This is a genomic window from Vibrio mangrovi, from assembly GCF_024346955.1.
In the GTDB taxonomy this organism is placed as follows: domain Bacteria; phylum Pseudomonadota; class Gammaproteobacteria; order Enterobacterales; family Vibrionaceae; genus Vibrio; species Vibrio mangrovi.
On record NZ_AP024883.1, the window covers coordinates 3,106,130 to 3,131,771 of the forward strand.

Below are 25,642 nucleotides of genomic sequence, written 5' to 3' on the forward strand. Positions count from 1 at the left end.
AATTCATAAATACGAGAGTGAACAAGGACTCACATGACAGACAAAACTTATAAAATCGCAGTACTACCCGGCGACGGTATCGGACCGGAAGTCATGCAACAGGCGCATAAAGTACTCGATGCGATTGAAACAAAGCACAGCATAACGTTTGACCGTACCGAGTACGATGTAGGTGGTATTGCGATCGATAATCATGGCAACCCACTTCCCGAGCATACACTGAAAGGATGTGAACAGGCGCAAGCCGTCCTGTTTGGTTCGGTCGGTGGACCAAAGTGGGAACACCTGCCACCAAACGAGCAGCCTGAACGAGGTGCTTTATTACCGTTGCGTAAGCATTTCCAACTGTTCTGCAACCTACGTCCGGCACAGATCCATCAGGGACTTGAAACTTTTTCTCCGCTACGTGCGGACATTTCTGCCAATGGTTTCGATATTGTCGTCGTACGGGAGCTGACCGGCGGTATCTACTTTGGTCAACCCAAAGGCCGTGAAGGTGAAGGTGCCAATGAGAAAGCTTTTGATACCGAAGTCTATCATCGCTATGAGATTGAACGTATTGCTAAAATCGCTTTTGAATCTGCACGTCTGCGCCGCAAAAAAGTCTGTTCAATCGATAAGGCGAACGTATTACAAAGTTCTATCCTGTGGCGGGAAGTGGTCAGTGAAATCGCCAAAGACTATCCGGATATCGAGCTGTCCCACATGTATATCGATAATGCAACCATGCAGTTGATTAAAGACCCTGCTCAGTTCGATGTCATGCTATGTTCAAATATCTTTGGTGATATTCTCTCTGATGAGTGTGCAATGATCACAGGTTCAATGGGGATGCTCCCTTCAGCTAGTCTGAATGAAAGTAATTTCGGACTGTACGAACCGGCGGGTGGAAGTGCTCCGGATATCGCAGGGAAAAATATTGCGAACCCAGTAGCTCAGATTTTATCGGCGGCATTAATGCTACGTTATAGCCTGGGCGAAGAAGCCGCAGCTCAGGATATCGAAGCAGCAGTTAGCCAGGCATTGTCCGCCGGGGAGCTGACCGCAGATCTGGCTACAGATAAACCGGCACTGACAACCTCAGAAATGGGCGACAAAATCGCTGCCTATATATTAAGTGCATAAGCATGTGACCGGGTGAACTCCCGGTCCGCAAACAAGCTCAAGGTAGAAGCAATGTCAAAAGCAAAAACGTTATACGAAAAAATCTACGATGCACACATCGTGGTTGCCGCCGAAGGTGAAAACCCGATTTTGTACATCGATCGTCATTTGGTCCATGAAGTCACATCACCACAAGCTTTCGACGGGCTGAGAGAAAAAGGCCGTAAGGTTCGTCAGGTGAATAAAACCTTTGCTACTATGGACCACAACGTCTCCACAACAACCAAAGACATCAGTGCTTCCGGTGAAATGGCCCGGATCCAGATGGAAACATTGTCGAAAAACTGTGAAGAGTTTGGCATCACTCTCTACGATATTAATCATAAATATCAGGGTATCGTACACGTCATGGGGCCAGAGCTGGGGATTACCCTACCGGGAATGACCATTGTTTGTGGTGACTCTCATACTGCAACACACGGTGCATTCGGCTCTCTGGCCTTTGGTATCGGTACTTCCGAAGTTGAACATGTTCTTGCCACCCAGACACTCAAGCAAGCTCGTGCAAAAACCATGAAAATCGAAGTCAAAGGCAAGGTTGCTCAGGGTATTACTGCGAAAGATATCGTTCTGGCGATCATCGGTAAAACCACAGCAGCAGGCGGCACAGGATACGTGGTTGAGTTTTGTGGTCAGGCGATTCGTGATCTTTCTATGGAAGGTCGTATGACCGTCTGTAATATGGCAATAGAACTGGGTGCCAAAGCAGGCCTTGTTGCTCCGGATCAAACGACCTTTGATTATGTCAAAGGCCGTAAATTTGCTCCGACAGGTGAAAACTGGGACAAAGCTGTCGAATACTGGCAGACATTACAGTCTGACGAAGGTGCGGAATACGATGCGGTAGTGACATTAGATGCAGCAGAAATCAAACCTCAAGTAACCTGGGGAACCAATCCAGGACAGGTAATTGCTATTGATACACCAATTCCGTCTCCGGAAAGCTTTACTGATCTAATCGAACAATCATCAGCAATCAAGGCGCTGAACTACATGGGACTCGAAGGTGGAAAACTGCTATCTGACTATAACGTCGATAAAGTGTTCATCGGTTCTTGCACCAATTCCCGGATCGAAGATATGCGTGCCGCCGCTCAAATCGCTCAGGGTAAAAAAGTAGCATCTCATGTTCAGGCAATCGTGGTTCCCGGCTCAGAACAGGTCAAAGCACAAGCTGAATCAGAAGGTCTGGATAAAATATTTACCGATGCCGGATTTGAATGGCGCTTGCCGGGATGCTCTATGTGTCTGGCGATGAATAATGACCGTTTAGGGCCAGGAGAACGCTGCGCATCAACATCAAACCGTAACTTTGAAGGACGTCAGGGCCGGGATGGCCGCACGCACCTTGTGAGTCCGGCAATGGCGGCAGCGGCGGCAATCGCCGGACACTTTGTTGATATTCGTACACTTGAGCAAGGGGAATAATGATGTCAGGTTTTAAACAACATACAGGATTAGTCGTTCCTCTTGATGCGGCAAACGTCGATACCGACGCAATCATTCCCAAGCAGTTTCTGCAAAAAGTAAACCGTATCGGTTTTGGGAAACATCTGTTCCATGACTGGCGATTTCTTGATGATGCCGGAGAACAACCCAATCCAGAGTTCGTCATGAACTATCCTCGCTATCAGGGGGCAAGTATCCTGCTGGCCCGTGAGAACTTTGGTTGTGGTTCATCCCGGGAACATGCTCCATGGGCTCTGGCAGATTACGGTATTCGAGTCATGATAGCACCAAGCTTTGCTGACATTTTTTACGGTAACTCAATCAATAACCAGATGGTGCCAGTTCGTCTGACGGAAAATGAAGTTGATGAAATTTTCCAGTTTGTCGAAACAACCGAAGGTGCTGAAATTACTGTAGATCTGGAAGCGATGAAAGTTCAGGCAAACGGTAAAGAATACAGTTTTGAGATTGATGAATTTCGTCGTCACTGTCTTCTGAACGGGCTGGATAATATCGGTCTGACATTACAGCATGAAGACAAAATCGCTGAATATGAAGCAAATATTCCCGGATTCTTGAGCTAAAAGCTGTCATAACAAATCATGTAAAGCTGATGCCACTGGTATCAGCTTTTTTGTGCCATATTATTCGTCATATTGTGAAAAATGGGAAGAAATGAAAAAAGCCCTGACATTGTCAGGGCTCTAAATGGGTGTTTAGCAGTGACCTACTCTCACATGGGGAGACCCCACACTACCATCGGCGCTGTTTCGTTTCACTTCTGAGTTCGGCATGGAATCAGGTGGGTCCAAAACGCTATGGCCGCTAAACAAAATTTATTGTTCGTTTTTATACTGGTGCTGATACCCAGACTCGAACTGGGGACCTCATCCTTACCAAGGATGCGCTCTACCACCTGAGCTATATCAGCAAATTTGGTAAAAGCCCGTCTACCTGGGCATCACTAAATCAAGTCTGATGCAACTGCTGCTTCATTTAGCTCGGTTCTCATCTTCTCAAAGACAAAAACATAATGTAAGCCTGGCGATGACCTACTCTCACATGGGGAGACCCCACACTACCATCGGCGCTGTTTCGTTTCACTTCTGAGTTCGGCATGGAATCAGGTGGGTCCAAAACGCTATGGCCGCCAGGCAAATTCTTCTAATCCGGAAAGCTGTATTCTCATATCCACAATCAAGTCTCTTCAGAGCCCTAAAACCCCTTCGGTGTTGTATGGTTAAGTCTCACGGGCAATTAGTACAGGTTAGCTCAATGCCTCACAGCACTTACACACCCTGCCTATCAACGTTCTGGTCTCGAACAACCCTTCAGGACACTTTAAGTGCCAGGGAAGACTCATCTCAGGGCTCGCTTCCCGCTTAGATGCTTTCAGCGGTTATCGATTCCGAACTTAGCTACCGGGCAATGCGATTGGCATCACAACCCGAACACCAGAGGTTCGTCCACTCCGGTCCTCTCGTACTAGGAGCAGCCCCCTTCAATCTTCCAACGCCCACGGCAGATAGGGACCGAACTGTCTCACGACGTTCTAAACCCAGCTCGCGTACCACTTTAAATGGCGAACAGCCATACCCTTGGGACCGACTTCAGCCCCAGGATGTGATGAGCCGACATCGAGGTGCCAAACACCGCCGTCGATATGAACTCTTGGGCGGTATCAGCCTGTTATCCCCGGAGTACCTTTTATCCGTTGAGCGATGGCCCTTCCATTCAGAACCACCGGATCACTATGACCTGCTTTCGCACCTGCTCGAGCCGTCACTCTCGCAGTCAAGCGGGCTTATGCCATTACACTAACCTCACGATGTCCAACCGTGATTAGCCCACCTTCGTGCTCCTCCGTTACTCTTTGGGAGGAGACCGCCCCAGTCAAACTACCCACCAGGCACTGTCCTCAACCCGGATTACGGGCCTAAGTTAGAACATCAAACATACAAGGGTGGTATTTCAAGGTCGGCTCCACAATCACTGGCGTGACTGCTTCAAAGCCTCCCACCTATCCTACACATGTAGGCTCAATGTTCAGTGCCAAGCTGTAGTAAAGGTTCACGGGGTCTTTCCGTCTAGCCGCGGGTACACTGCATCTTCACAGCGATTTCAATTTCACTGAGTCTCGGGTGGAGACAGCGTGGCCATCATTACGCCATTCGTGCAGGTCGGAACTTACCCGACAAGGAATTTCGCTACCTTAGGACCGTTATAGTTACGGCCGCCGTTTACCGGGGCTTCGATCAAGAGCTTCGCATACGCTAACCCCATCAATTAACCTTCCGGCACCGGGCAGGCGTCACACCGTATACGTCATCTTACGATTTTGCACAGTGCTGTGTTTTTAATAAACAGTTGCAGCCACCTGGTATCTGCGACTCCCGTCAGCTCCATCCGCAAGGGACTTCACCATCAGGAGCGTACCTTCTCCCGAAGTTACGGTACCATTTTGCCTAGTTCCTTCACCCGAGTTCTCTCAAGCGCCTTGGTATTCTCTACCCGACCACCTGTGTCGGTTTGGGGTACGATTTCTTGTGAACTGAAGCTTAGAGGCTTTTCCCGGAAGCATGGCATCAATGACTTCACTACCGTAGCAGCTCGACATCGTGTCTCAGCCTGTTGTGGAACCGGATTTGCCTAATCCCACAGCCTACGCACTTGAACCTGGACAACCGTCGCCAGGCCCACCTAGCCTTCTCCGTCCCCCCATCGCATTCACAACAAGTACGGGAATATTAACCCGTTTCCCATCGACTACGCCTTTCGGCCTCGCCTTAGGGGTCGACTCACCCTGCCCCGATTAACGTTGGACAGGAACCCTTGGTCTTCCGGCGAGGAGGTTTTTCACCCCCTTTGTCGTTACTCATGTCAGCATTCGCACTTCTGATACGTCCAGCATGCCTTACAGCACACCTTCAGCCGCTTACAGAACGCTCCCCTACCCAATATGATAAATCACATTGCCGCAGCTTCGGTTTACAGCTTAGCCCCGTTACATCTTCCGCGCAGGCCGACTCGACTAGTGAGCTATTACGCTTTCTTTAAATGATGGCTGCTTCTAAGCCAACATCCTAGCTGTCTGAGCCTTCCCACATCGTTTCCCACTTAGCTGTAATTTGGGACCTTAGCTGGCGGTCTGGGTTGTTTCCCTCTCCACGACGGACGTTAGCACCCGCCGTGTGTCTCCCGGATAGTACTTACTGGTATTCGGAGTTTGCAAAGGGTTGGTAAGTCGGGATGACCCCCTAGCCTTAACAGTGCTCTACCCCCAGTAGTATTCGTCCGAGGCGCTACCTAAATAGCTTTCGGGGAGAACCAGCTATCTCCGGGTTTGATTGGCCTTTCACCCCTAGCCACAAGTCATCCGCTAATTTTTCAACATTAGTCGGTTCGGTCCTCCAGTTGATGTTACTCAACCTTCAACCTGCCCATGGCTAGATCACCCGGTTTCGGGTCTATATCCAGAGACTAAGCGCCCAGTTAAGACTCGCTTTCGCTACGGCTCCCCTATACGGTTAACCTTGCCACTGAATATAAGTCGCTGACCCATTATACAAAAGGTACGCAGTCACAGGACAAAGCCTGCTCCTACTGCTTGTACGTACACGGTTTCAGGTTCTATTTCACTCCCCTCACAGGGGTTCTTTTCGCCTTTCCCTCACGGTACTGGTTCACTATCGGTCAGTCAGGAGTATTTAGCCTTGGAGGATGGTCCCCCCATATTCAGACAGGATATCACGTGTCCCGCCTTACTCGATTTCACTTAAGCAGCGCTGCCGGTTACGGGGCTGTCACCCTGTATCGCGTGCCTTTCCAGACACTTCACCTGACGCTGCCTATGCTTAAGGGCTGGTCCGATTTCGCTCGCCGCTACTTTCGGAATCTCGGTTGATTTCTTTTCCTCGGGGTACTTAGATGTTTCAGTTCTCCCGGTTCGCCTCATTAACCTATGGATTCAGTTAATGATACATGCTTATGCATGTGGGTTTCCCCATTCGGAAATCTCAGACTCAAGTGGCTCTTACTGCCTCATCTGAGCTTATCGCAAGTTAGTACGTCCTTCATCGCCTCTGACTGCCAAGGCATCCACCGTGTACGCTTAGTCACTTAACCATACAACCCGAAGAAGTTTCAGATTGCACTGTCAGCAACCAAAGTTGTCTCTCATTGATTTACATGAGCGAGAGACTGGTTTTGCCGGACTCAATTGAATACATACATTAAATGTATTCCAAGAACACTTGATTGTGTTGGTCTTTCTCTTTCGAGAAAGTATTGAGAACTTTTACAAGTAATCTGTTGTTTCTTTAAAAACAACCATTACTTTGTCAGCTTTCCAAATTGTTAAAGAGCAATGTGTTATTCCTGAGAGTCAGGCAACACTTTCTAATGACTTTCGGCGCCAAAAAATCGAACCACAACAACATCAGCAGGTGGTTTGGACATTCGGACCAAAAATATTTAGAAAGTGGTGGGCGATACCGGGTTCGAACCAGTGACCCCCTGCTTGTAAGGCAGGTGCTCTCCCAACTGAGCTAATCGCCCACTTTGTTTGACTTTCCGTAGCAGAAAATGGTGGGTCGTACAGGATTCGAACCTGTGACCAATTGGTTAAAAGCCAACTGCTCTACCAGCTGAGCTAACGACCCCTTTTCACTTCAGGAAAGTGGTATCCCGTAGGGGAGTCGAACCCCTGTTACCGCCGTGAAAGGGCGGTGTCCTAGGCCTCTAGACGAACGGGACATTGCGCTACTTCTATAAACCAAATCAATCTGTGTGAACACTCATACAACAACATCTTTACGTAAGGAGGTGATCCAGCGCCAGGTTCCCCTAGCGCTACCTTGTTACGACTTCACCCCAGTCATGAACCACAAAGTGGCAAGCGTCCTCCCGAAGGTTAAACTACCTGCTTCTTTTGCAGCCCACTCCCATGGTGTGACGGGCGGTGTGTACAAGGCCCGGGAACGTATTCACCGTAGCATTCTGATCTACGATTACTAGCGATTCCGACTTCATGGAGTCGAGTTGCAGACTCCAATCCGGACTACGACGTACTTTTTGGGATTCGCATGCTCTCGCGAGTTAGCTGCCCTCTGTATACGCCATTGTAGCACGTGTGTAGCCCTACTCGTAAGGGCCATGATGACTTGACGTCGTCCCCACCTTCCTCCGGTTTATCACCGGCAGTCTCCCTGAAGTTCCCGGCCTAACCGCTGGCAATCAAGGATAAGGGTTGCGCTCGTTGCGGGACTTAACCCAACATTTCACAACACGAGCTGACGACAGCCATGCAGCACCTGTCTCAGAGCTCCCGAAGGCACACCAGAATCTCTTCCGGCTTCTCTGGATGTCAAGAGTAGGTAAGGTTCTTCGCGTTGCATCGAATTAAACCACATGCTCCACCGCTTGTGCGGGCCCCCGTCAATTCATTTGAGTTTTAATCTTGCGACCGTACTCCCCAGGCGGTCTACTTAACGCGTTAGCTCCGAAAGCCACGACTCTGGGTCACAACCTCCAAGTAGACATCGTTTACGGCGTGGACTACCAGGGTATCTAATCCTGTTTGCTCCCCACGCTTTCGCATCTGAGTGTCAGTATCTGTCCAGGGGGCCGCCTTCGCCACCGGTATTCCTTCAGATCTCTACGCATTTCACCGCTACACCTGAAATTCTACCCCCCTCTACAGTACTCTAGCCTGCCAGTTTCAAATGCAACTCCGAGGTTAAGCCCCGGGCTTTCACATCTGACTTAACAGACCACCTGCATGCGCTTTACGCCCAGTAATTCCGATTAACGCTCGCACCCTCCGTATTACCGCGGCTGCTGGCACGGAGTTAGCCGGTGCTTCTTCTGCAGCTAACGTCAAAGAACAGCTCTATTAAAACTATCCCCTTCCTCACTGCTGAAAGTACTTTACAACCCGAAGGCCTTCTTCATACACGCGGCATGGCTGCATCAGGCTTGCGCCCATTGTGCAATATTCCCCACTGCTGCCTCCCGTAGGAGTCTGGACCGTGTCTCAGTTCCAGTGTGGCTGATCATCCTCTCAGACCAGCTAGGGATCGTCGCCTTGGTGAGCCCTTACCTCACCAACTAGCTAATCCCACCTGGGCATATCCTGACGCGAGAGGCCCGAAGGTCCCCCTCTTTGGTCCGTAGACATTATGCGGTATTAGCCATCGTTTCCAATGGTTATCCCCCACACCAGGGCAATTTCCCAGGCTTTACTCACCCGTCCGCCGCTCGACGCCGAGAAAGCAAGCTTTCTCTCGTTTCCGCTCGACTTGCATGTGTTAGGCCTGCCGCCAGCGTTCAATCTGAGCCATGATCAAACTCTTCAATTAAAAGTTTTTTTGAAGCTGAAGCTTCGGCTCAATGAATACTGTTCGTCTCACATAAATGTAAGACTGAATTGACTGTGCTGAACTTCAATTCCCGAAAGAATCTCGGTTCGGTTGGTCACTCGTATCATTGATAAAATCTTTTGGATGTTTATCGACGAGTGCCCACACAGATTGATTGGTCTATATTGTTAAAGAGCAATTCTTCGAAACGTTCATCGTTTGAAGAGGCGGCCATTCTAGCGAGAACAGCTCCAGTGTCAAACACTTTTTTCCAGATGTTTTAGATTTTTTTCTGTTTGAACATTTTTCAATCACATTCACTAATCATCATTATCAAAGAAGTAAGAAATCCGTGAACGTGGATTGAGATAATCGCGAACTTTATCCGGAAGCTTTGCTGGTAGAATAACGTTGACAATCGTTATCTCTTTCTCTGCCAGGTCAACAATTGGGGCTTCAGTTCTTGGTACTGACGGGTCATAAATCAGTACACTCGGATAGAGTAATTCATTGGAGTTGATGGAAATAACCAGCCCAACCATATCATTCGATAACTGCACAACAGAACCCGGTGGATATACACCCATAAATTTCACCAGAATGCTTAAATTATCAAAATTATATAAATCCCGACAATTCTTGTACAAATGTGATAGCGCGGCATAAGGGATTTTCTGCTCACCGGGAATATTGCCATGGCACAAAGAATCAAAGGCATTTGCAACAGCAATGACCTGAGCCAGCTCATCGATCTCATCACCTTTCAGCCCTTCAGGATAACCGGAACCATTCATCAGCTCATGATGCTGACTAATAACCCGAATCGCACTTTCCGGGAATCCTTCAATACTACCGGCAATATCGACACCATACCGGGTGTGCTGTCTCAGGTAGTTTTTTTCCGGTTCTGTTAGCGGGGTCTGTTTCCGGACAATGGCCGCTGGAACTTTTATCTTTCCGATATCATGGAACAACGCAGCAAAAGCTAACTCTTTTATCTTCGCGGCATCAAATCCTTTGACTTTACCAATCATCATCGAGATAACCGACACATTCAGCGAATGAAAATAGATATCTTCAAACTCACTTTTACTATTCATTAAGTGAAGAGTAACACTCTCTTCACTCAGTAACTCGTCGACAACATCTTCAACCAGTTGAGAAGCCTCACCGACAGCATCCTGAGGGCGACTCCGAATTTTATTCATGACGCCTCTGATCCGGGCAAGAGAGCGCTCAAATTCTTTTTCACAGCGAGTGACCCGACGGCGATAAGCTTTTAACTTGTCGATCCTTCTCTGTTTTTCTTCCCAGAGTTTCTTAGCTTCATCATTCACAGGAGAGTCATCATCCGGAGTCTCCTGATTGTCCTCCTCCTCAGACTCCTGAGTTTTAGGAGGTAAGGGCTGAGTGTCACTTTGAGCCGGATTCAAATAAACATGCTGAATCCCAAGATGCTTAATGATATTGATCTGGTCTTGATCTTTGATTTTGAAACTGTTGAGCAGAAATGGATGATCATTCCATTTCACCGGTAAGCGGATATGCAACCCAGGCTGTAATCTGTCAACTGTAATTTTTATGCTTGCCACAATCGAATTAACACTCTGTCTCTATAATAATTGCCTATGACTTTTACATTGTAGATGTGAGTGTGTACAACTGCACTCACCAAACTACAAAGCTCTAAGAAAAAGCCAGTATTCTAAATTACTTAGCAATGTATAACTTTATGATAAAAATCTCAAAAAGTTGAAGGACTTCATATAATAGAGTTTATGCTTTCTTCGGACAGACAACGCGTAAAGCTTTCAGATGATACATCTCGATTTCCGGGTGACTGAAGAATCCCATCTCCCATGGATTCTTAGTGATAAACAGTTCCTGAAGTGGTGCAAAAACAGGAGAGGTTTTGGGGATCTGGTAGACCTCACCGCGAATGATACTGTAGTTCCATTCTATGGCCTGTTCAAACGTGAATGTAGCTCTGCTGTCAATTGCAAAATAGCAGCGATTATCCCTTTTCAGCAATTTTGATTTAAATGTGCTTGGCAGAGTAATAAAGAAGATATCGTCATCAACTGATGATAAGAAAGCCATCACTGTCGTATGTGGTTGTTGTTCGGATAACGTCAGCAATACTCCAATTTTGTTGTCATGTTCCTCATCGTCAATGGCAGGTACATTCGTTAATGGAGAAATAGGTAACGGTGATTCGTTTCTCTGATCATCAGGATATTGATATCCTTCTGTCCGATACTCTTTTACAACAGACATCCCGTAAAAAACCTGATATTCAACCGCTTCAATGATGACTTCATATTCAGAAATAATGGTCGCCATTCCTTTGTAAGAGAGTCGGAAAACATTGAGATCAGCGTCATACTCCGATACCCCGGTCCGATTATCCAGATGTAACGTAACCAACTCATGTTCAGTGAGTTTATGCCCTTTAGGGAAGAGTACTTTTAACCGGGTATCATGAACAATTTCTACACCACAAATATACACATCCATATCTTTTGACAAGGAAGCATAAGTGCCCAGAACGCCTAAAACACGTCGACCAATGAATTCACTGAGAGGTTGATTTTCCATATTTTTAATTCACTAAAGATGCAGGATTAAAACTGAACAGACCACCGGTTAATATCTATCGGAGCTCTGAAGACGGTATGAATAAAGTAGTTTAACTGATGCTTTAATTCGATGATTTATATCAGAGATATTGTCATCTGATTCATGGCGAGAGAATTAAGCAAAAATTATCCGATTCAGTCTCTACAACCTCCAAACTAAATGCACAAGAATGCATATATTATTTGCTATCAGGTTCAGCAAAGGAAAATACATCATTTACTGGAGGCATTAATGGACAACTTTACTTTTTACAATCCAACCCGAATTCACTTTGGCCGAGGTGAAATCGCTAAAATCACACAAGAAATCGGCCCGGAAATGAAAGTCATGATCACTTATGGTGGCGGGAGCATTAAAAAGAATGGTGTTTTGGAACAAGTTAAACAAGCTTTAAAGGGCATCACATTCATTGAGTTTGGAGGAATAGAACCAAACCCACATTACGAAACTCTGCTACGCGCCATCGATATCGTCAGAGAAGAGAAAATCGACTTTCTGTTGGCTGTCGGCGGCGGCTCAGTTATTGACGGAACCAAGTTTATTGCAGCAGGAGCAAAGTATCCGGGTCATTGCTGGGATATCATTGAATCAGGCGGTGATGTTGTCAAAGAAGCACTTCCTATCGGTTGTGTTCTGACCATTGCCGCAACCGGCTCAGAAATGAATAATGGCGCATCACTTACACGGGCTGAAACCAATGATAAAGTACTGTTCATTTCCCCTGAAGTACTTCCCCGATTCTCGATATTAGATCCAGAAACCACTTTCAGCCTCCCTGCAAATCAGACCGGGAATGGCGTCATTGATGCTTTTGTTCACGTTCTCGAACAGTACATTACCTATCCTGTCCATGCCAAAGTACAGGATAGATTAGCAGAAGGCTTACTCAATACACTCAAGGAAGAAGGTCCGAAAGTTTTGAAAAATCCGACCGATTATGATGCCCGGGCCAATATCATGTGGGCTGCAACTATGGCACTGAATGGCCTATTGAAAACCGGAATTCCAAATGACTGGGCAACTCATATGATCGGCATGGAACTCACCGGCTTATATGGATTGGATCATGCTCAGACATTAACGATTCTGATGCCTGCACTCTGGAAATATAAAAAGGCGGAGAAACTTGAAAAATTAGCTCAGTATGCCGCAAATGTCTGGGGAATCGAGGAAGGAAGTGATGAAAGTAAAGCCGATCAGGCGATTGAAGCAACAATTCATTTCTTTGAATCAATGGGATTAAAAACCCGTTTATCCGATTATGACTTAGGTTCGCAGGCAATTACAGAGGTAGTCGCCAAGCTGAAAGAACATGGCCTGACGGCTTTAGGAGAACACGCAAACATCCATCTGGATGATGTTGAGAAATTTATGGAGCTGGCACTGTAAGTTTGTGCGTTTCAAAGAACTATTTGTTTGTTGCAATATTACAACTGATTCCAAGCTCTACGTGTATAGATAAAAATTCTATATTGTCATTGTACCCGGTGAGAGAACCACAAATCATCATCACATAAAAAGGGAAGCAAATGCTCCCCTTTTCAATATATTTACAATCAACGAGTAGAATTTATCCAGCGGCAGAAAAATTACTCAACACTGAGTACCTTTTGAGTACAAATATGACCGAGGGTTACTCCGGGGACATTAGGACCACCCACACCAAGTGATGTTCCCGGAACCACGATTCTCCACATCCCAGCATCAAAACCGGTTCGATATGTCACTTTACTGTTATACACATAAGCAACCTGTGTGGTAAACAGCTCATCCTGACAATTTTTACGCCCAAGTGTAACAGTCCCTCTTGCCGTTCCTGTGTTATCTGTGTAAGCAATCGAATTCGATGGATTCCATTCACCATCAAATAAATTCACATCATACTGTAAAGCAACAGCAGCATTTGCTGCAGGTTGTCCGGCAGAGTCGGTCAGCTTAACTTGCCAGGTCAGTTGATTATAAGCTTGTGTCGTTAAATAGAGTCCCGATGGGCCACCTGTTAATACATTAGGGTACATTGACGTCTCACTCAGTTTTAAGCGGACAACATTAGACTCACCCTCGACAGAAGATGATGTCATTGAAGCAACCGAAGGACCAAGCAAAACTCTGTACTGTTTAGCAGTATCGACTGCTTTTTCCGGATTATGCGCAACCTGAAGAAGTATCTGTGTACCTTCAGTTACCGTGTAGTGATATGTGTTTTCCTCAGGTTCAACGGAGCCACTCAGCGCAGTCAGCTTAAATAACCACTGTTCAGGAGACTCACTTTGGTCGATCGTAATATCAATTTTTTTCCCTTTATCGACTGTATAGAGGTAATAATCGACATCCGTAGCAGAATCAATATTTCCCACAATCATATTACGCGTCTCAGGTAACTGACTTGAAGTCTGGGGCGTATCATTGGGCTCATAAGCATCGATAGCCGAGTTTACGGAAACGCCGAATTGAATGCTGGCATTATCTGCTGCATTGGCTTCCATGTACCAATAATAATGTCCGGGTTCAACCACAGCAGAAACATACTCATCAGCATTACCGGGTTGATCAGATGTCCCGACGATAAATAACTGATCATTCGGGCCATGCATTAGCACCGTCAGTTTCATATCAGTCGTTTCAGCCTGATTCACCAGTAGCGCGGTTATTTTCGACCGTTGTGTCACTTCAAAGTGATAACAATAAACACCATCCTTCTGCACACCATTTAACGTATATAGTGCGCCGACATTCAATGTGTCACACAGGGGTGTAAATGGATCAGAATCGTCAGCCTCTGCCAAAGTAAAAGGTGTCTGAATATTTTGTGCAGAAGTCTCCGGAGCTATTTTTAACTTTGATGTTGGAACATTCAACTCCCCCATATAAGGCTTAATCGATGCTTTGTTCCGTGTTTCAACTGATTGTGAAGATACGAAATCAGACTGAGCCTGCTCAATCGAACCTGTCTTCTGGTTGAGTTGAGCTGTATCCGCTGATAATAACTGATCTAAATAAGGAGCCTCTTCAGCGATGGCATGAATACTAAAACTTCCCTGCAATAACAAAGCACATAAAAGTCTTTTATACATATACTTCTCCGATAATAATTAGCGCAAAAGTTAACATTATCATTAATATGCAACTACATTAATTCGAAAATAAATGATTTTTCCTTTTATTTGATCAGAGTTATAACAAGTTGGCAACATACAGATAAAATAATCAATAGAGACATAAAAAACAGGAATAAAGAGATGGATACATAATTATCTCCCAGAGCATAGTACAGGTAACATTGAAGTTTGTATTTCAGAAACCGGAAGGCCGGAATAGCCGAGAATATCCAGCTCACAAGCTGGATCAGCAACTAATGAGATAACAGCAGCCCCTAACCTCATTTTTATCAACGACAACCGATAATTCATTTCCGGCCAGTAGACACCATGTGCTGTATGTATGATTGTTTTCAAATCATACATTAATCCAGCTCCTGAATACTTCACAAGTGCCTCTTTCGCTGTCCAGCATTCCCAAAAGAAGCTGCCATCAGAATCAGATTGAACCAAATTCTGCTCTTCATCAGAAAAAGTCATCTCCATTACATGCTGATAAAAACCAGAGGATTTACTTCTGATTACCTCGATATCAACTCCAACATTCCCCCAAATAGACAGGACAAACACACAACAACCTTCAGAATAAGAAATATTAAAATGAATCATATAACTCTGGCATTGAAAATATTTCTTTCCAGATGGATAATACCGTAATAAAACAGGTTCACTATGTTTAAAACCTAACTGTTCCCTGATTTTATCCATGACAAATTCATATAATAAAAGCTTATCTGGATGGTATTTAATCGAGCCGTGATGATGTCCTGTTATTTCATTGATATCATCTGCATTAAGGAAGAATAGCAACGTCTTCATGAATATATTCAACTAATGAATCATGATGTAAATTCATTAGTTCTTTATTTGTAGATAATGTAGCTATCTTGTTCCTAATCTCGTCAGAGAAAAGCTCATGAACCCTCATTCCCCGGTCATCGTCGTTGATCGATGCAGCAAAATGAATGATATTATTGATCATCGGACATAACTCCGCGACTTCCAGCCAAACATACGGTTTTTCCCCGGACAATACCGGATGAAACCCAAGACGTCGGTATGTTCTGACCTGTTTCGGTACTGCCTCTGTCATCAAAAAAAAGTTATCGTTTTGTACAGAATGCATGATTGCGAGTAAAAACAATCCCTGATTTACCGCAGGCTCCGTGATGTAAGATTTATCAATACCATATCGCCCCATATAACATAATCCGCCATACTGACGTAACCGTGACAAATCAACATTCCACATACCACTTCTTTTTAAAGTATCCGCAGGGTTATCAAGACACTTCAGCGAACCAATAATCCGATCGTCTTTATAAGCCATAAAAGTAACCGACCCATTAGACAAATCATCATCAATTGTTTTTTCCAGTGTTTCATAATCCAGATACAGAGACTGATTCTCATCTTTCAGTCTGGCTGTGTAAAATTGCTTAAAGGCTTCGACATTTGATCCATCAAGTTTCGTAAATACAATATCACCTGCACGATGTAATATTTCACGCATATAATGACCTTCTTCAAAAACTAATTATCTGTTGATTCAGAAATACTCATCACCCCTCTGGTGTGAACCTTATCCTCAGAACTAACGACAAATTTCACTTTATCTCCCTGAAGATGTGTCATTTCCAGCATATATATCGAGCCACTCTGAACAGGTTGTATAAAGCTGCTTCTTCCAACCCTGTTAACCTGTACATTGAAATGATCAGCACAAGCCTGCTTCGCCAGTCCAATAATTTGTGATGCTGGTAGAATAGGCGCTCCCGGAAAGTGCTCATAAGCCAGAAAGGATTGCTCATCAAAGGAAAAAGGGAGCTCTATTGTGTTTTCACCAGACTGACTGATCGGTTTGAAACTAAAAATTTTGGGGTCATCCAGAGCATGAGGTAATTCACGCTTAGTTTCTGTATCAGCAACATACGGAATCCGGGCCGTTTTTATCTGAAATCCACCGATCAGCCTGTCCTTGAGATCATAAATTTTACCTTTCACCACAAAGAATGTCGTAACACTTTCAACCGAACCAGAAAGTAATAATACATTCCGGATGGATTGTTCATCTGACTTCATCCAAAATTCATCAATCTGTATAGGTAACGGCGGATAAGAGTCATCCGATTGCTCTAATATATCTGATACTTTTGCAGCAAACTGATGAATGCCTTCCAGAACAGTTGAGAACAAATTCTCTTTTGAAGAAAATTTATAGTTACTTAATTTCAAATGACTTTGATATAAATTATCATCTATCTCTATCACATTATCATCACAGATCGTTAGAAAACCACTATTCATATTTATCTTCCTATTCAAGCCTGAACCAGTTTAAGTTTATTTGTAGGGGTTTGACTTAAAGAGTCCTTAACTTCAATTTCTACTTCAGAATAATTCCAATACTTATGAATAATATTTTTTAACGTCATTATATTTATGTTTTCCTCCGGTGTTTTTGACTTATCAATATATAGACACAAAGCTCCCTGTATATTTTTAGAAAATATACAACGTATTGAACCAATAGTATTGACAAATTCATTGTATATGATTTGACTTGGAAAGAAGCGCCCATTAACTTTTAAGTCTTCCTTCAATCTTCTGAGCCAAAAATAACACCCTTCTTTATTTCGATAAAATAAATCTCCAGAGGCATTCCAGGATGAATGATGAGGTAACATATTCATTTCACTATCAATATAGCCATCCATACAGTAAGGGCTTTGATAAAATAATTCACCACATCGCTCTTCATCAATATAATTTTTTGTATCAGAGAAATCTTCGAATATTGATACTTTGATCCGGTCATTTAATGCGAATCCTGTAGCAATTACCCCTCGATATGAGTATCGTTCAATATCAGACTCAGACTCAATTTTATTATGTAATAAACTTGGTCCTGACTCTGTCTGGCCAAATGTATTGCATAACGTATCACAATACTCCAAAGCTTTACGTGCCTGATTGACTAAAAGCCGATCAGATGCATTAAGAAGGATCTTAATTCTCGCATTTTTCACTTGCAATACGTGACATATATCGATGATCCAATCCCCTAACACCGTCAGAATATCAATGTTATGCTGAATACAGTAATCACAAATTAACTCAGGATTATAAGGCAGATAGCTATAGTGAATATGGCTGCCGGACAATAACGAAGCCAGTGATACCGCAAGCCCATACATGAATTGAACAGGGAACATACACAGAGCTTCAGAAGCACTTGTCATCTGTAAATAAGTGGCAAAATCCCGGGCACCTTCAAGTAATTTATCTTCAGAATGTTGAATCAACTTAGGCGCACCGGTCGTTCCTGATGTTATAAAAATCAGCGAAGATGGCGAAGCCATTTTTGCTCTTTCCAACAATTCTGCCACTCTTTCTTCAGCCAGAGATGTCCCTTTAACAAAACTGCTTCGGATCACTGTTCCTACAACACCCTCTGGTGCTCTCTGCCTGTCTGAAATCACGAGCAAACGTTTTTTATGTTCTGAAATAAGAGAGAAAAACGTCGGTGCACTATTTGAGGTCAGTAATGCGCCAGTTGTGCCAAGTAATGAATTCACACATAAGCAGATAAATGCTTCAAAATTGTTTTTAGGCAGATAGAAAATAATATCATTACCGTCATTAAGATGAAGTTCAATCTCATTGACTTTTTGAAACACAATATCTGCAATTTCTTTTGCAGTATAATGGACATTTTTATAGTCAACGGTGAATGTATGGTTATTCACTAAGTGCGATATGAATGTATTCATATTAAATCCTTGGATTCTTCATAATGACAGAAGCAGCCAGGCTTCCCATACCAAAAGAATTTTTTAATGCATATTTGATTTTTTTATGAACATTTTCTGCCGCAAAATTCAGACCTGACGGGAAATTAAAATCGATTTCATCAAGGTTGATTATTTTGGGAACGAAGTCATATCTCATTGAGATGATCACACACAACATTTCCATCGCGGCAGCAGCTGCAATTAAATGACCATGCTGTGATTTCGTAGCAGAAATTATTGGCTGAAGATCTCCAAATATTTCTTTAATCGCTTTAGATTCGTGATAATCATTCTGTTGAGTCGAAGTGGCATGAGCATTAATTAAATCAATATCTTCCAGAGGAACGCCTGAGTTCTTAATCGCTTTATTCATACAAAGCAGCATCTCAACTTCTTCTGAGTGTGGAGCGACAATATGCTCTGAACCCATTGAGGCCCCATAACCACTGATAATTGCGAGAGGTTCTACCCCTCTTTCACGTACTGCACTCAATCTTTCAACCGAAAACAGAATCGCACCTTCGGCCAGAACAAATCCGGAACGTTGCTTATCAAAAGGACGACATACTTGTTCTGGAGGGAAGTTAGGTCCGGCAGTGACACCCATACTCTCCAGACGGGAAACATTATATGGAGAGACTCGGGCAGAGACACCTCCGGTAATCACAGCTTTAGATTTACCACTATATATATCTCTGGCTGCCATAATTAATGAGTAAGCAGATGCTGCACATAGCCCCAGATGACATAAACAAGTTGAACCGATTTTAATATGATCATTCACTTCTTTTAAAATCGATGTTGTTTCAACATTCTCAAACTCATTTAATTTAAGACTTTCTACCATTGATGCAATTTTTGTATCGAAATTACGCTCAGAGCCTTTTTTCGTCACGGCCTTGCAGTAATTAATATAAGAATCAACATTGAATGAAGGTCGATCTAAACCAAGAATACATCCTATATCATCACTCTGATAATATTCGTGCAACTGACCATTAGCCAGCAGGCGCTCTATAGCTAATCTGGTATATAATACCTCTCCGTTTTTCAATGGCTTATCCAGAGGCCATTTAATATTATGCTCTCCTACATCAGGGACGCCGGCAAAGTTATTTTTCATTAAGTTTGTATCAAACTTATCGATCAACTTAATACCACTTCTATTATTAATCAGATTATCCTTAATCTCTTCAAGACTATTACCAATAGGTGTAACTGCACCGTAAGCGGAGATGCAAATCGGATCAGATAATGAATCAACTGTCATCATAACTTCCTTAATAAAATATATCCCAAGCCATAATTCAATCCCGCTGAACTCACACAAACAACGGAACCAGATGGAATAGAGTCATCACAAAATACGCAAGAGATATCTAATATCGTATGCGATTTACCACTATAACCAATCAGAGATTTATAGTTTCTTGTTTCAATACTTCCAAATACTTCATTGAATGCAGATAATTCAAATTCATTCTGTTGCTTCACACCATTGGTATAAGTAACGAAAACATCCGGTTTTACACCTGAGGCGGAAATATCCTCAGCAATCATTTTCCAGTCATCTCTGTCAAATGATGATTTCGGTAAATACTTTAACTGTGTTTTAATAATTTCACCCAAGCTATCATCGGCTTCATAGCTCAAATGCAGGCTTGCACCGCCCCAGACAGGAACAATTCCATCATCATTGTCTGATGTTTTTATTTTCCCCATCTTCAACCAGTAAGGAACATACTCCATACTATTCATGTCACCAGCAGCAGCGACAAGACATTCTGCCTGCTCACCATCACTCCGGGCATATGTCCGGGCGATATCAATCGCAGCCAGACTGCTGATTGAAGCAACCTGTATCGGGTATCCCTCGTTATGAGAATTGAGAAACTTACCGATTTGATACAGGGCATTCGTCGTTAACAATCTGAGTACATCAAGCGGATTAGCTAATTTTTTTATCTGATGTAAGTTTGCCCATACCGCAGATTCCTCGGCCTCCTGTTCATAGATCTTCAAAGTAAAATCTAATTCATCAGGCATGTCTTCCGGTCCGTCACAAGCCGAAAACATCATGGCATCACTCAGACATTTTTTGACATCCTCTCTCGAATGACCATATTGATGTTCATGATTCATAATCATGTCGTGAACAGAGTTAAGTGAAATGACAGAGATATCATTCATTACAGAACGATCTTCTCTCGAAACCATATTTTTATCTCTGAGTCTGGCTCTTCTTAATGCAGAGAGTTTATCTCCCTGAATAGCCTGTTTTTCTGCAATGATTTTTTTTAAATCCTGAGAAGAATCAGCCAGCTCATGATATATTCCAAACGATTTTATAAACATGACTTCTCCTACGGCTATTGATGTTCAAAGCCGCTTATTAAGAATTAATTAATATCAATACAACCATAAATTATGGCGTCAAAAATAATAAGACATCAGAAAGCCATGCCAACTAAACATAGTTAGACGGTAAAATATGTTTGATTAACCTTGATAATTATGACGCCATAAAATGGCAGAAGTTATTTCTATTGATTACGAATATCTTCAAGTCGCTTCTGAATATAGTTCAACGTAAAATATTTATATAAGTCATTTACTTTAGTCGATTTATCTGCAATTGGAGCATCCAAAGTAAACAATGAGTTAATTTTATCCAAACCAGCATCTGTCCATTGCAATGTTGCTGAGTCATAATAATCAGCTTCATTCATAAAACTATTGACTGGCCAAAGTGTCCCATCCGGAAAGTCCATATCTTCTTTCTTTTTGATCTCATAAGTAAAATCTATTAGATCAATAGAATTCATTTCATAATCTTCAAATATCGATGCATCAGGATCAATTTCCTCTGGCGAATCAATATACATAACTTGAGCTAGAATATCTTTCATTTCACTTAAGTTCATTTAAAAACTCCTTCTCCATTCCCTATGGATATCGTATTACCTGTTAAAACAATGTCACCATTAATAAAAGACATAATTGTATTAGAAACATCCTTAGGTGAAAGTACTTCACCGGTAGGATTGTTTTTCTTTATTTTATTGAGACTTATTCCTGATTTATCGCAATAATCTCTCAACATTTTCGAATCAATGAATGCTGGTGCAATGGATAGAGTCCTGATACCAAACCGACCAACTTCAATAGCTAAAGATGCAAGATAACGCTCAACAGCAATCTTATTTGAACCATATAAACCACCGCCAGGCTCAACCTCTCTTGCGGCCGCAGAACTAATATAGATGAGTTTATTTCTCTTATTTTTCTTTTCCAACATGCGTTTTATAGCATGATTGAATATTTCTATAGCGGATAAATAGTTAATCCATGTTGTCTGCATGATTGTTTCATGCTCAAGATCTTTACTTAATGTTGAAGGATTAACACCGGGGCAATAGACAACAACATTAGCATCTAATCCGTATACTTTAGGGAGAAATTCCAACAGACCCTCTTCAGAATCAAGACTGGCCTTAATTCCTTCAACACCATCACCAAAAGATATTTCATTACGATTGTAGGTATAGTAAATATTAAACTCATCAGTATCCATCATGCTTTTTATGATTTCTTTTCCGATATCAGATGAGCCACCTATTATGAGTGCATTTAGCTTATCGCTCATTATTAACCTCAAAAATTAAATAGTATGAACAGCTCTGACCTCTAATATATCACTAAAATTTATTTCATCAACGGGCAAATTATATATTGCACCACGGAATTAAAATAAAATTATCAGTTATAAAAAAATAAATCGGTTAATTACAAATTATACAGAACACCATATAATTACTTGTAACTATATAAGTAATTATATATTAAGGATAAAAAAAATAATAAAGCAAAGACAAAAAAACAAACATATCAACTGTATAACGTTCATTATATTAAATATATAGATAAATAGATTTAAAAAATATTTTTACTTTCACTCACACTAATTAATTAAACTTAAACTAACCCACAAATAAATACAGATCACCACTAAAAATATTCATAGGGTTTATATATCATATAATAACAATACAAATAAAAGTCTTTATAAGGAAAAATCAAATGAGAATTAAAATAGTTTAAAATACATTCACGGAGTAAGAATAGCCATTAATATATAGAATGATACTCAGTATATTGAATGGATTAATTAAATAAAAACAGAATCCAAAAATAAACACAGGGAAAAATATCCAATAACTGTGAAATTCATTCCAATATATTTGTAACAGAATGGGGAAATTAATATAAGCACATCCAAACGAAAAAATAAGAATAGAGAAACCAGCATACACTTTTCAAGGATAATATTAGCAGGATTGACTGAACTTTAATGATATTTAATGGAGAGGAGAGCTTGTTTAAGCCCTCCGGAGGGAGGTACACAGGTCTTATTCTGGTTCGGAAATGGATCAAGTGTTAAAAAACACATCGTTCTAAACAAATCCTGTTCCTGCTTTTCTGGTAAAAAATATACATGGAACTAAGAAAATAAACATCCACATCAGGATATGGAATAAATCTATCGTCGATAACATGTAAGACTGGAGTGTAATGATCTGATTAATATAAGACAGTGGATTAGTAGAATCACTATGCGTCACGAATGATGCCAGAGGATTATAGATATTCACCTGTTCTGCCAGTACAGAATGATGGACTCCAGCATTTCGGGTCCATATCCATGTACTCAGAGAAGAGGCAAAACTTGCACCAATCGTTCGTATAAAGGTAGAGAGCGATGCAGCATCTGCGGCATCGGCTTCAGATAATTCAGAAAGCAGAATTGTGGTTACAGGCATAAAAAACAGAGCAATGCCAAACCCCATGAAAAACTGAACCAGTGCAACTGTTGTAAAATCGACGTCCAAATTAAAGCAGGATCTCATATAACAACTGCCACCGATAACAATGAATGAGATGATCGTCAGTATGCGCATATCAAGCTTCGTTCGGAATGCGCCAAGAAGTGGGCTGAGAAGTACCGGTAGAATGCCCATAGGAGACGCCGCTAACCCAGCCCAGAGTGAAGTGTATCCCATCTGACGCTGTAACCATTGTGGCACAATCAAATTGATGCTGAAGAATCCGGCGAACCCTAACGTCAGTAATATTGTCCCCAGACAGAAATTCCGGTTAGAAAACAGTCTGAGATTAATCACCGGGTGATCATCTGTCAGTTCCCATATCACCATAAAAATCAGAGAAATCGCCGCGATGACGGAGCCTGCGACAATCCAGTGATTACTAAACCAGTCCAGCTCATTTCCTTTATCGAGTACAATCTGTAAGACTCCGACCCCCAAAGCCAGACTTGCAAATCCAATCACATCAAAGCGTGATTTTTCAGGAACATGGGGTAAACCCTTCAACTGAGAAAGAACCACGGCTATGGTAAAAATACCAATCGGCACGTTGATAAAGAAAATCAGGGGCCAGCTATAATTATAAGTCAGCCATCCTCCGGCAATCGGCCCGACAATAGGGCCGACAACTGCAACAAGACCAAGGATGGATAAAGCCATGCTTCGCTTTTCTTTCGGGAAAATACACAGCAACAATACCTGACTAATCGGAAATAACGGTGCAGAGGACAATCCCTGTAGTGTCCGGAAAATAACCAGTTCAGTCATTGAATGGGCAATGCCACACATAAAAGACATTGCGACAAACAATATCAACGAGCCAGCGTATAATTTTACATTACCAATCCGACGACTTAACCATGCCGTCAGTGTCAAACCGATAGCATTACTCATCGTAAATGATGTGATTACCCAGGTTCCCTGATTTAAGCTGACTCCCAGATTACCGGCTATTGTAGGTAGAGAAACATTCGCAATCGTGCTGTCAAGCACCTGCATAAATACACCCAGTGAAATGGCGAATGTACACAAAAACTCGTTTCTGGGGCGAAAACTCTGCTCCTGGCTCATGGCAAGTCCTTATTGATCCGCAATATCATTACTCTGAATGATCTGCTTGATTGTCTGCATAATGCCTGACATTTGAACCTGATAGATATCCGTCTGATAGTGGGGAAGCATGTGGGCCGATTCAGACAGTAACTGACCTTTCTGATTCTTAGTATTAATCACCACTTTCATGGATAAGCCGATCCGAAGCGGGTGAGCTGCAAGCTCTTTCTGATCAAGTTTGATCCGGACAGGGAGCCGCTGGACGACTTTGATCCAGTTCCCGGTAGCATTCTGTGCCGGCAGTAAAGAAAAAGCACTGCCAGTCCCAATTCCCAGACTTTCAACCACACCATGAAATACTGTGTCATCACCATAGAGATCGGAGACCAGTGTCACCGGCTGACCAAGGCGCATCTCTTTCATCTGGGTTTCTTTAAAGTTGGCTTCAACCCAGACCTGATCCAAAGGAACCACTGTCATCAATGCTGTTCCGGCATTCACTCTTTGCCCGACCTGAGCACTTCGCTTAGCAATATAACCCGACACTGGAGCAACCAGCTTAGTCCGTTGCTGGTTCAGGTAACTCTGGCGAAAATCAGCGGCAGCACTTTGCACCAATGGATGTGAGTCAACATCCGTATTGTAGGTCATTGCCTCTTGAGACTTGAGTTGCTGAATTGAAACAGTCAGAGCTTTCTCTGCCGAATCTACTTCATCTTTCGCATGGCTTAACTCTTCCTGTGATAAGCCACCAACCTCTACCATCTGCTTTCTACGCTGATAATCGGTTTGTGCCTTACTGAAATCAATCTGCTTTTGTGCAACAACGGCTTTTGCCTGTTCTACATTATTAAATAGAGAACGAACCTGGCGAACCGTCTGAGCCAGATTCGCTTTTGCCGTCTGAAGTGCAATATCTGCATCACTTGGATCAAAATTTACCAACGGCTGTCCCTGATGAATATAATCACCATCATCAACAAAGATCTGCGTGACAGTTCCGACAATCTGTGGCGTAACCTGAACCAGATTGCCATCAACATATGCATCTTCTGTTGATTCATGACCTGCAACAAACAAAACATACCAGGTGTAACAGAGGGCAGCGATTACAATTAAGATACTGGCTAAAATAATCAGCCCCTTTTTTCGTTTACGTCCCCGAGAAGGAGCAAGTTGACTTTCCTGCGTATTTTCCATGA

The 25,642-nt window shown here is 42.8% G+C and carries 17 protein-coding genes, 4 tRNA genes and 4 rRNA genes; 4 read left to right on the forward strand and 21 right to left on the reverse strand.

The features are described from left to right. The first annotated feature begins 33 nt into the window (after positions 1 to 33). The 3 genes from leuB to leuD are packed head-to-tail and all read left to right on the forward strand — an operon-like array spanning position 34 to position 3,197. Positions 34 to 1,125 carry a 3-isopropylmalate dehydrogenase gene (gene leuB / locus OCU74_RS13690; RefSeq protein ID WP_087481209.1) on the forward strand — a complete coding sequence of 364 codons (1,092 nt, stop codon included), beginning with the start codon at positions 34 to 36 and terminating at the stop codon, positions 1,123 to 1,125. A 51-nt stretch (positions 1,126 to 1,176) separates the two neighbouring features. Next, positions 1,177 to 2,592: a 3-isopropylmalate dehydratase large subunit gene (gene leuC / locus OCU74_RS13695; RefSeq protein WP_087481208.1), complete on the forward strand. Its 1,416-nt coding sequence runs from the start codon at positions 1,177 to 1,179 to the stop codon at positions 2,590 to 2,592. A gap of 2 nt (positions 2,593 to 2,594) precedes the next feature. Next, positions 2,595 to 3,197 (forward strand): 3-isopropylmalate dehydratase small subunit, encoded by a 603-nt coding sequence (gene leuD / locus OCU74_RS13700; protein ID WP_087481207.1) that lies wholly within the window; start codon positions 2,595 to 2,597, stop codon positions 3,195 to 3,197. A 130-nt stretch (positions 3,198 to 3,327) separates the two neighbouring features. Here leuD and rrf (OCU74_RS13705) read toward each other — a convergent pair. The 10 genes from rrf (OCU74_RS13705) to OCU74_RS13750 all read right to left on the reverse strand — a co-directional run bounded on the left by rrf (OCU74_RS13705) (position 3,328) and on the right by OCU74_RS13750 (position 11,570). Then, positions 3,328 to 3,443: ribosomal RNA gene (rrf, locus tag OCU74_RS13705) — 5S ribosomal RNA — on the reverse strand. 25 nt (positions 3,444 to 3,468) lie between these two features. Beyond that, positions 3,469 to 3,544, reverse strand: a tRNA-Thr gene (locus tag OCU74_RS13710). Positions 3,545 to 3,652: 108 nt separating this feature from the next. Beyond that, positions 3,653 to 3,768 (reverse strand): 5S ribosomal RNA (gene rrf / locus OCU74_RS13715). Positions 3,769 to 3,849: 81 nt separating this feature from the next. Next, positions 3,850 to 6,738, reverse strand: a 23S ribosomal RNA gene (locus OCU74_RS13720). A 356-nt stretch (positions 6,739 to 7,094) separates the two neighbouring features. Then, a tRNA-Val gene (locus OCU74_RS13725) sits at positions 7,095 to 7,170 on the reverse strand. 28 nt (positions 7,171 to 7,198) lie between these two features. After that, positions 7,199 to 7,274: transfer RNA gene (locus OCU74_RS13730), tRNA-Lys, on the reverse strand. An 18-nt stretch (positions 7,275 to 7,292) separates the two neighbouring features. After that, a tRNA-Glu gene (locus OCU74_RS13735) sits at positions 7,293 to 7,368 on the reverse strand. Between the two features lie 62 nt (positions 7,369 to 7,430). Continuing rightward, a 16S ribosomal RNA gene (locus OCU74_RS13740) occupies positions 7,431 to 8,972 on the reverse strand. The 16S, 23S and 5S rRNA genes sit together here with 4 tRNA genes alongside, the layout of an rRNA operon. Before the next feature lie 320 nt (positions 8,973 to 9,292). Further along, on the reverse strand, positions 9,293 to 10,564 hold the full coding sequence (locus OCU74_RS13745) for an HD-GYP domain-containing protein (RefSeq protein WP_087482411.1): 1,272 nt from the start codon (positions 10,562 to 10,564) through the stop codon (positions 9,293 to 9,295). A gap of 184 nt (positions 10,565 to 10,748) precedes the next feature. Continuing rightward, positions 10,749 to 11,570 (reverse strand): hypothetical protein, encoded by an 822-nt coding sequence (locus OCU74_RS13750; RefSeq protein WP_087482410.1) that lies wholly within the window; start codon positions 11,568 to 11,570, stop codon positions 10,749 to 10,751. A 273-nt stretch (positions 11,571 to 11,843) separates the two neighbouring features. Here OCU74_RS13750 and OCU74_RS13755 point away from each other — a divergent pair, with 273 nt between their 5' ends. Then, positions 11,844 to 13,001 carry an iron-containing alcohol dehydrogenase gene (locus OCU74_RS13755; protein WP_087482409.1) on the forward strand — a complete coding sequence of 386 codons (1,158 nt, stop codon included), beginning with the start codon at positions 11,844 to 11,846 and terminating at the stop codon, positions 12,999 to 13,001. 200 nt (positions 13,002 to 13,201) lie between these two features. On the opposite strand, the gene OCU74_RS13760 is transcribed toward OCU74_RS13755, so the two are convergent. From OCU74_RS13760 to OCU74_RS13810, 11 genes are all read right to left on the reverse strand, one after another. Continuing rightward, positions 13,202 to 14,686 (reverse strand): hypothetical protein, encoded by a 1,485-nt coding sequence (locus OCU74_RS13760; protein ID WP_087482408.1) that lies wholly within the window; start codon positions 14,684 to 14,686, stop codon positions 13,202 to 13,204. Positions 14,687 to 14,863: 177 nt separating this feature from the next. Next, entirely contained in the window at positions 14,864 to 15,529 is a 666-nt protein-coding gene (locus tag OCU74_RS13765; RefSeq protein ID WP_087482407.1) for a 4'-phosphopantetheinyl transferase family protein, read from the reverse strand. After that, positions 15,504 to 16,223 carry an N-acyl amino acid synthase FeeM domain-containing protein gene (locus tag OCU74_RS13770; RefSeq protein WP_087482406.1) on the reverse strand — a complete coding sequence of 240 codons (720 nt, stop codon included), beginning with the start codon at positions 16,221 to 16,223 and terminating at the stop codon, positions 15,504 to 15,506. Before OCU74_RS13770 ends, OCU74_RS13765 begins: the two co-directional genes overlap by 26 nt. A 20-nt stretch (positions 16,224 to 16,243) precedes the next feature. Then, a complete protein-coding gene (locus OCU74_RS13775) occupies positions 16,244 to 17,017 on the reverse strand; it encodes a hypothetical protein (protein WP_087482405.1) in 774 nt (257 codons plus the stop codon). Positions 17,018 to 17,031: 14 nt separating this feature from the next. Continuing rightward, on the reverse strand, positions 17,032 to 18,483 hold the full coding sequence (locus OCU74_RS13780) for an AMP-binding protein (protein WP_087482404.1): 1,452 nt from the start codon (positions 18,481 to 18,483) through the stop codon (positions 17,032 to 17,034). Between the two features lies 1 nt (position 18,484). Continuing rightward, positions 18,485 to 19,777, reverse strand: a complete 1,293-nt coding sequence (locus OCU74_RS13785; RefSeq protein ID WP_087482403.1) for a beta-ketoacyl-[acyl-carrier-protein] synthase family protein — start codon at positions 19,775 to 19,777, stop codon at positions 18,485 to 18,487. Further along, positions 19,774 to 20,859, reverse strand: a complete 1,086-nt coding sequence (locus OCU74_RS13790; protein WP_087482402.1) for a hypothetical protein — start codon at positions 20,857 to 20,859, stop codon at positions 19,774 to 19,776. The genes OCU74_RS13785 and OCU74_RS13790 overlap by 4 nt, the downstream gene beginning before the upstream one ends. 188 nt (positions 20,860 to 21,047) lie before the next feature. After that, the gene (locus tag OCU74_RS13795) at positions 21,048 to 21,428 is read right to left on the reverse strand and encodes an acyl carrier protein (RefSeq protein ID WP_087482401.1); all 381 of its coding nucleotides are present in this window, start codon (positions 21,426 to 21,428) and stop codon (positions 21,048 to 21,050) included. Then, entirely contained in the window at positions 21,425 to 22,150 is a 726-nt protein-coding gene (locus OCU74_RS13800) for an SDR family oxidoreductase (protein ID WP_087482400.1), read from the reverse strand. The genes OCU74_RS13795 and OCU74_RS13800 overlap by 4 nt, the downstream gene beginning before the upstream one ends. An 808-nt stretch (positions 22,151 to 22,958) precedes the next feature. Next, the gene (locus tag OCU74_RS13805) at positions 22,959 to 24,458 is read right to left on the reverse strand and encodes a DHA2 family efflux MFS transporter permease subunit (protein WP_087482399.1); all 1,500 of its coding nucleotides are present in this window, start codon (positions 24,456 to 24,458) and stop codon (positions 22,959 to 22,961) included. Positions 24,459 to 24,467: 9 nt separating this feature from the next. Then, positions 24,468 to 25,640 carry an HlyD family secretion protein gene (locus OCU74_RS13810; protein WP_087482422.1) on the reverse strand — a complete coding sequence of 391 codons (1,173 nt, stop codon included), beginning with the start codon at positions 25,638 to 25,640 and terminating at the stop codon, positions 24,468 to 24,470. Positions 25,641 to 25,642: the final 2 nt, after the last annotated feature.

Coding starts and splice junctions, on each gene's coding strand:
- leuB (WP_087481209.1), top strand. CDS start 34: ATGACAGACAAAACTTATAAAATCGCAGTACTACCCGGCGACGGTATC.
- leuC (WP_087481208.1), top strand. CDS start 1,177: ATGTCAAAAGCAAAAACGTTATACGAAAAAATCTACGATGCACACATC.
- leuD (WP_087481207.1), top strand. CDS start 2,595: ATGTCAGGTTTTAAACAACATACAGGATTAGTCGTTCCTCTTGATGCG.
- OCU74_RS13750 (WP_087482410.1), bottom strand. CDS start 11,570: ATGGAAAATCAACCTCTCAGTGAATTCATTGGTCGACGTGTTTTAGGC.
- OCU74_RS13755 (WP_087482409.1), top strand. CDS start 11,844: ATGGACAACTTTACTTTTTACAATCCAACCCGAATTCACTTTGGCCGA.
- OCU74_RS13760 (WP_087482408.1), bottom strand. CDS start 14,686: ATGTATAAAAGACTTTTATGTGCTTTGTTATTGCAGGGAAGTTTTAGT.
- OCU74_RS13765 (WP_087482407.1), bottom strand. CDS start 15,529: ATGAAGACGTTGCTATTCTTCCTTAATGCAGATGATATCAATGAAATA.
- OCU74_RS13770 (WP_087482406.1), bottom strand. CDS start 16,223: ATGCGTGAAATATTACATCGTGCAGGTGATATTGTATTTACGAAACTT.
- OCU74_RS13775 (WP_087482405.1), bottom strand. CDS start 17,017: ATGAATAGTGGTTTTCTAACGATCTGTGATGATAATGTGATAGAGATA.
- OCU74_RS13780 (WP_087482404.1), bottom strand. CDS start 18,483: ATGAATACATTCATATCGCACTTAGTGAATAACCATACATTCACCGTT.
- OCU74_RS13785 (WP_087482403.1), bottom strand. CDS start 19,777: ATGATGACAGTTGATTCATTATCTGATCCGATTTGCATCTCCGCTTAC.
- OCU74_RS13790 (WP_087482402.1), bottom strand. CDS start 20,859: ATGTTTATAAAATCGTTTGGAATATATCATGAGCTGGCTGATTCTTCT.
- OCU74_RS13795 (WP_087482401.1), bottom strand. CDS start 21,428: ATGAACTTAAGTGAAATGAAAGATATTCTAGCTCAAGTTATGTATATT.
- OCU74_RS13800 (WP_087482400.1), bottom strand. CDS start 22,150: ATGAGCGATAAGCTAAATGCACTCATAATAGGTGGCTCATCTGATATC.
- OCU74_RS13805 (WP_087482399.1), bottom strand. CDS start 24,458: ATGAGCCAGGAGCAGAGTTTTCGCCCCAGAAACGAGTTTTTGTGTACA.
- OCU74_RS13810 (WP_087482422.1), bottom strand. CDS start 25,640: ATGGAAAATACGCAGGAAAGTCAACTTGCTCCTTCTCGGGGACGTAAA.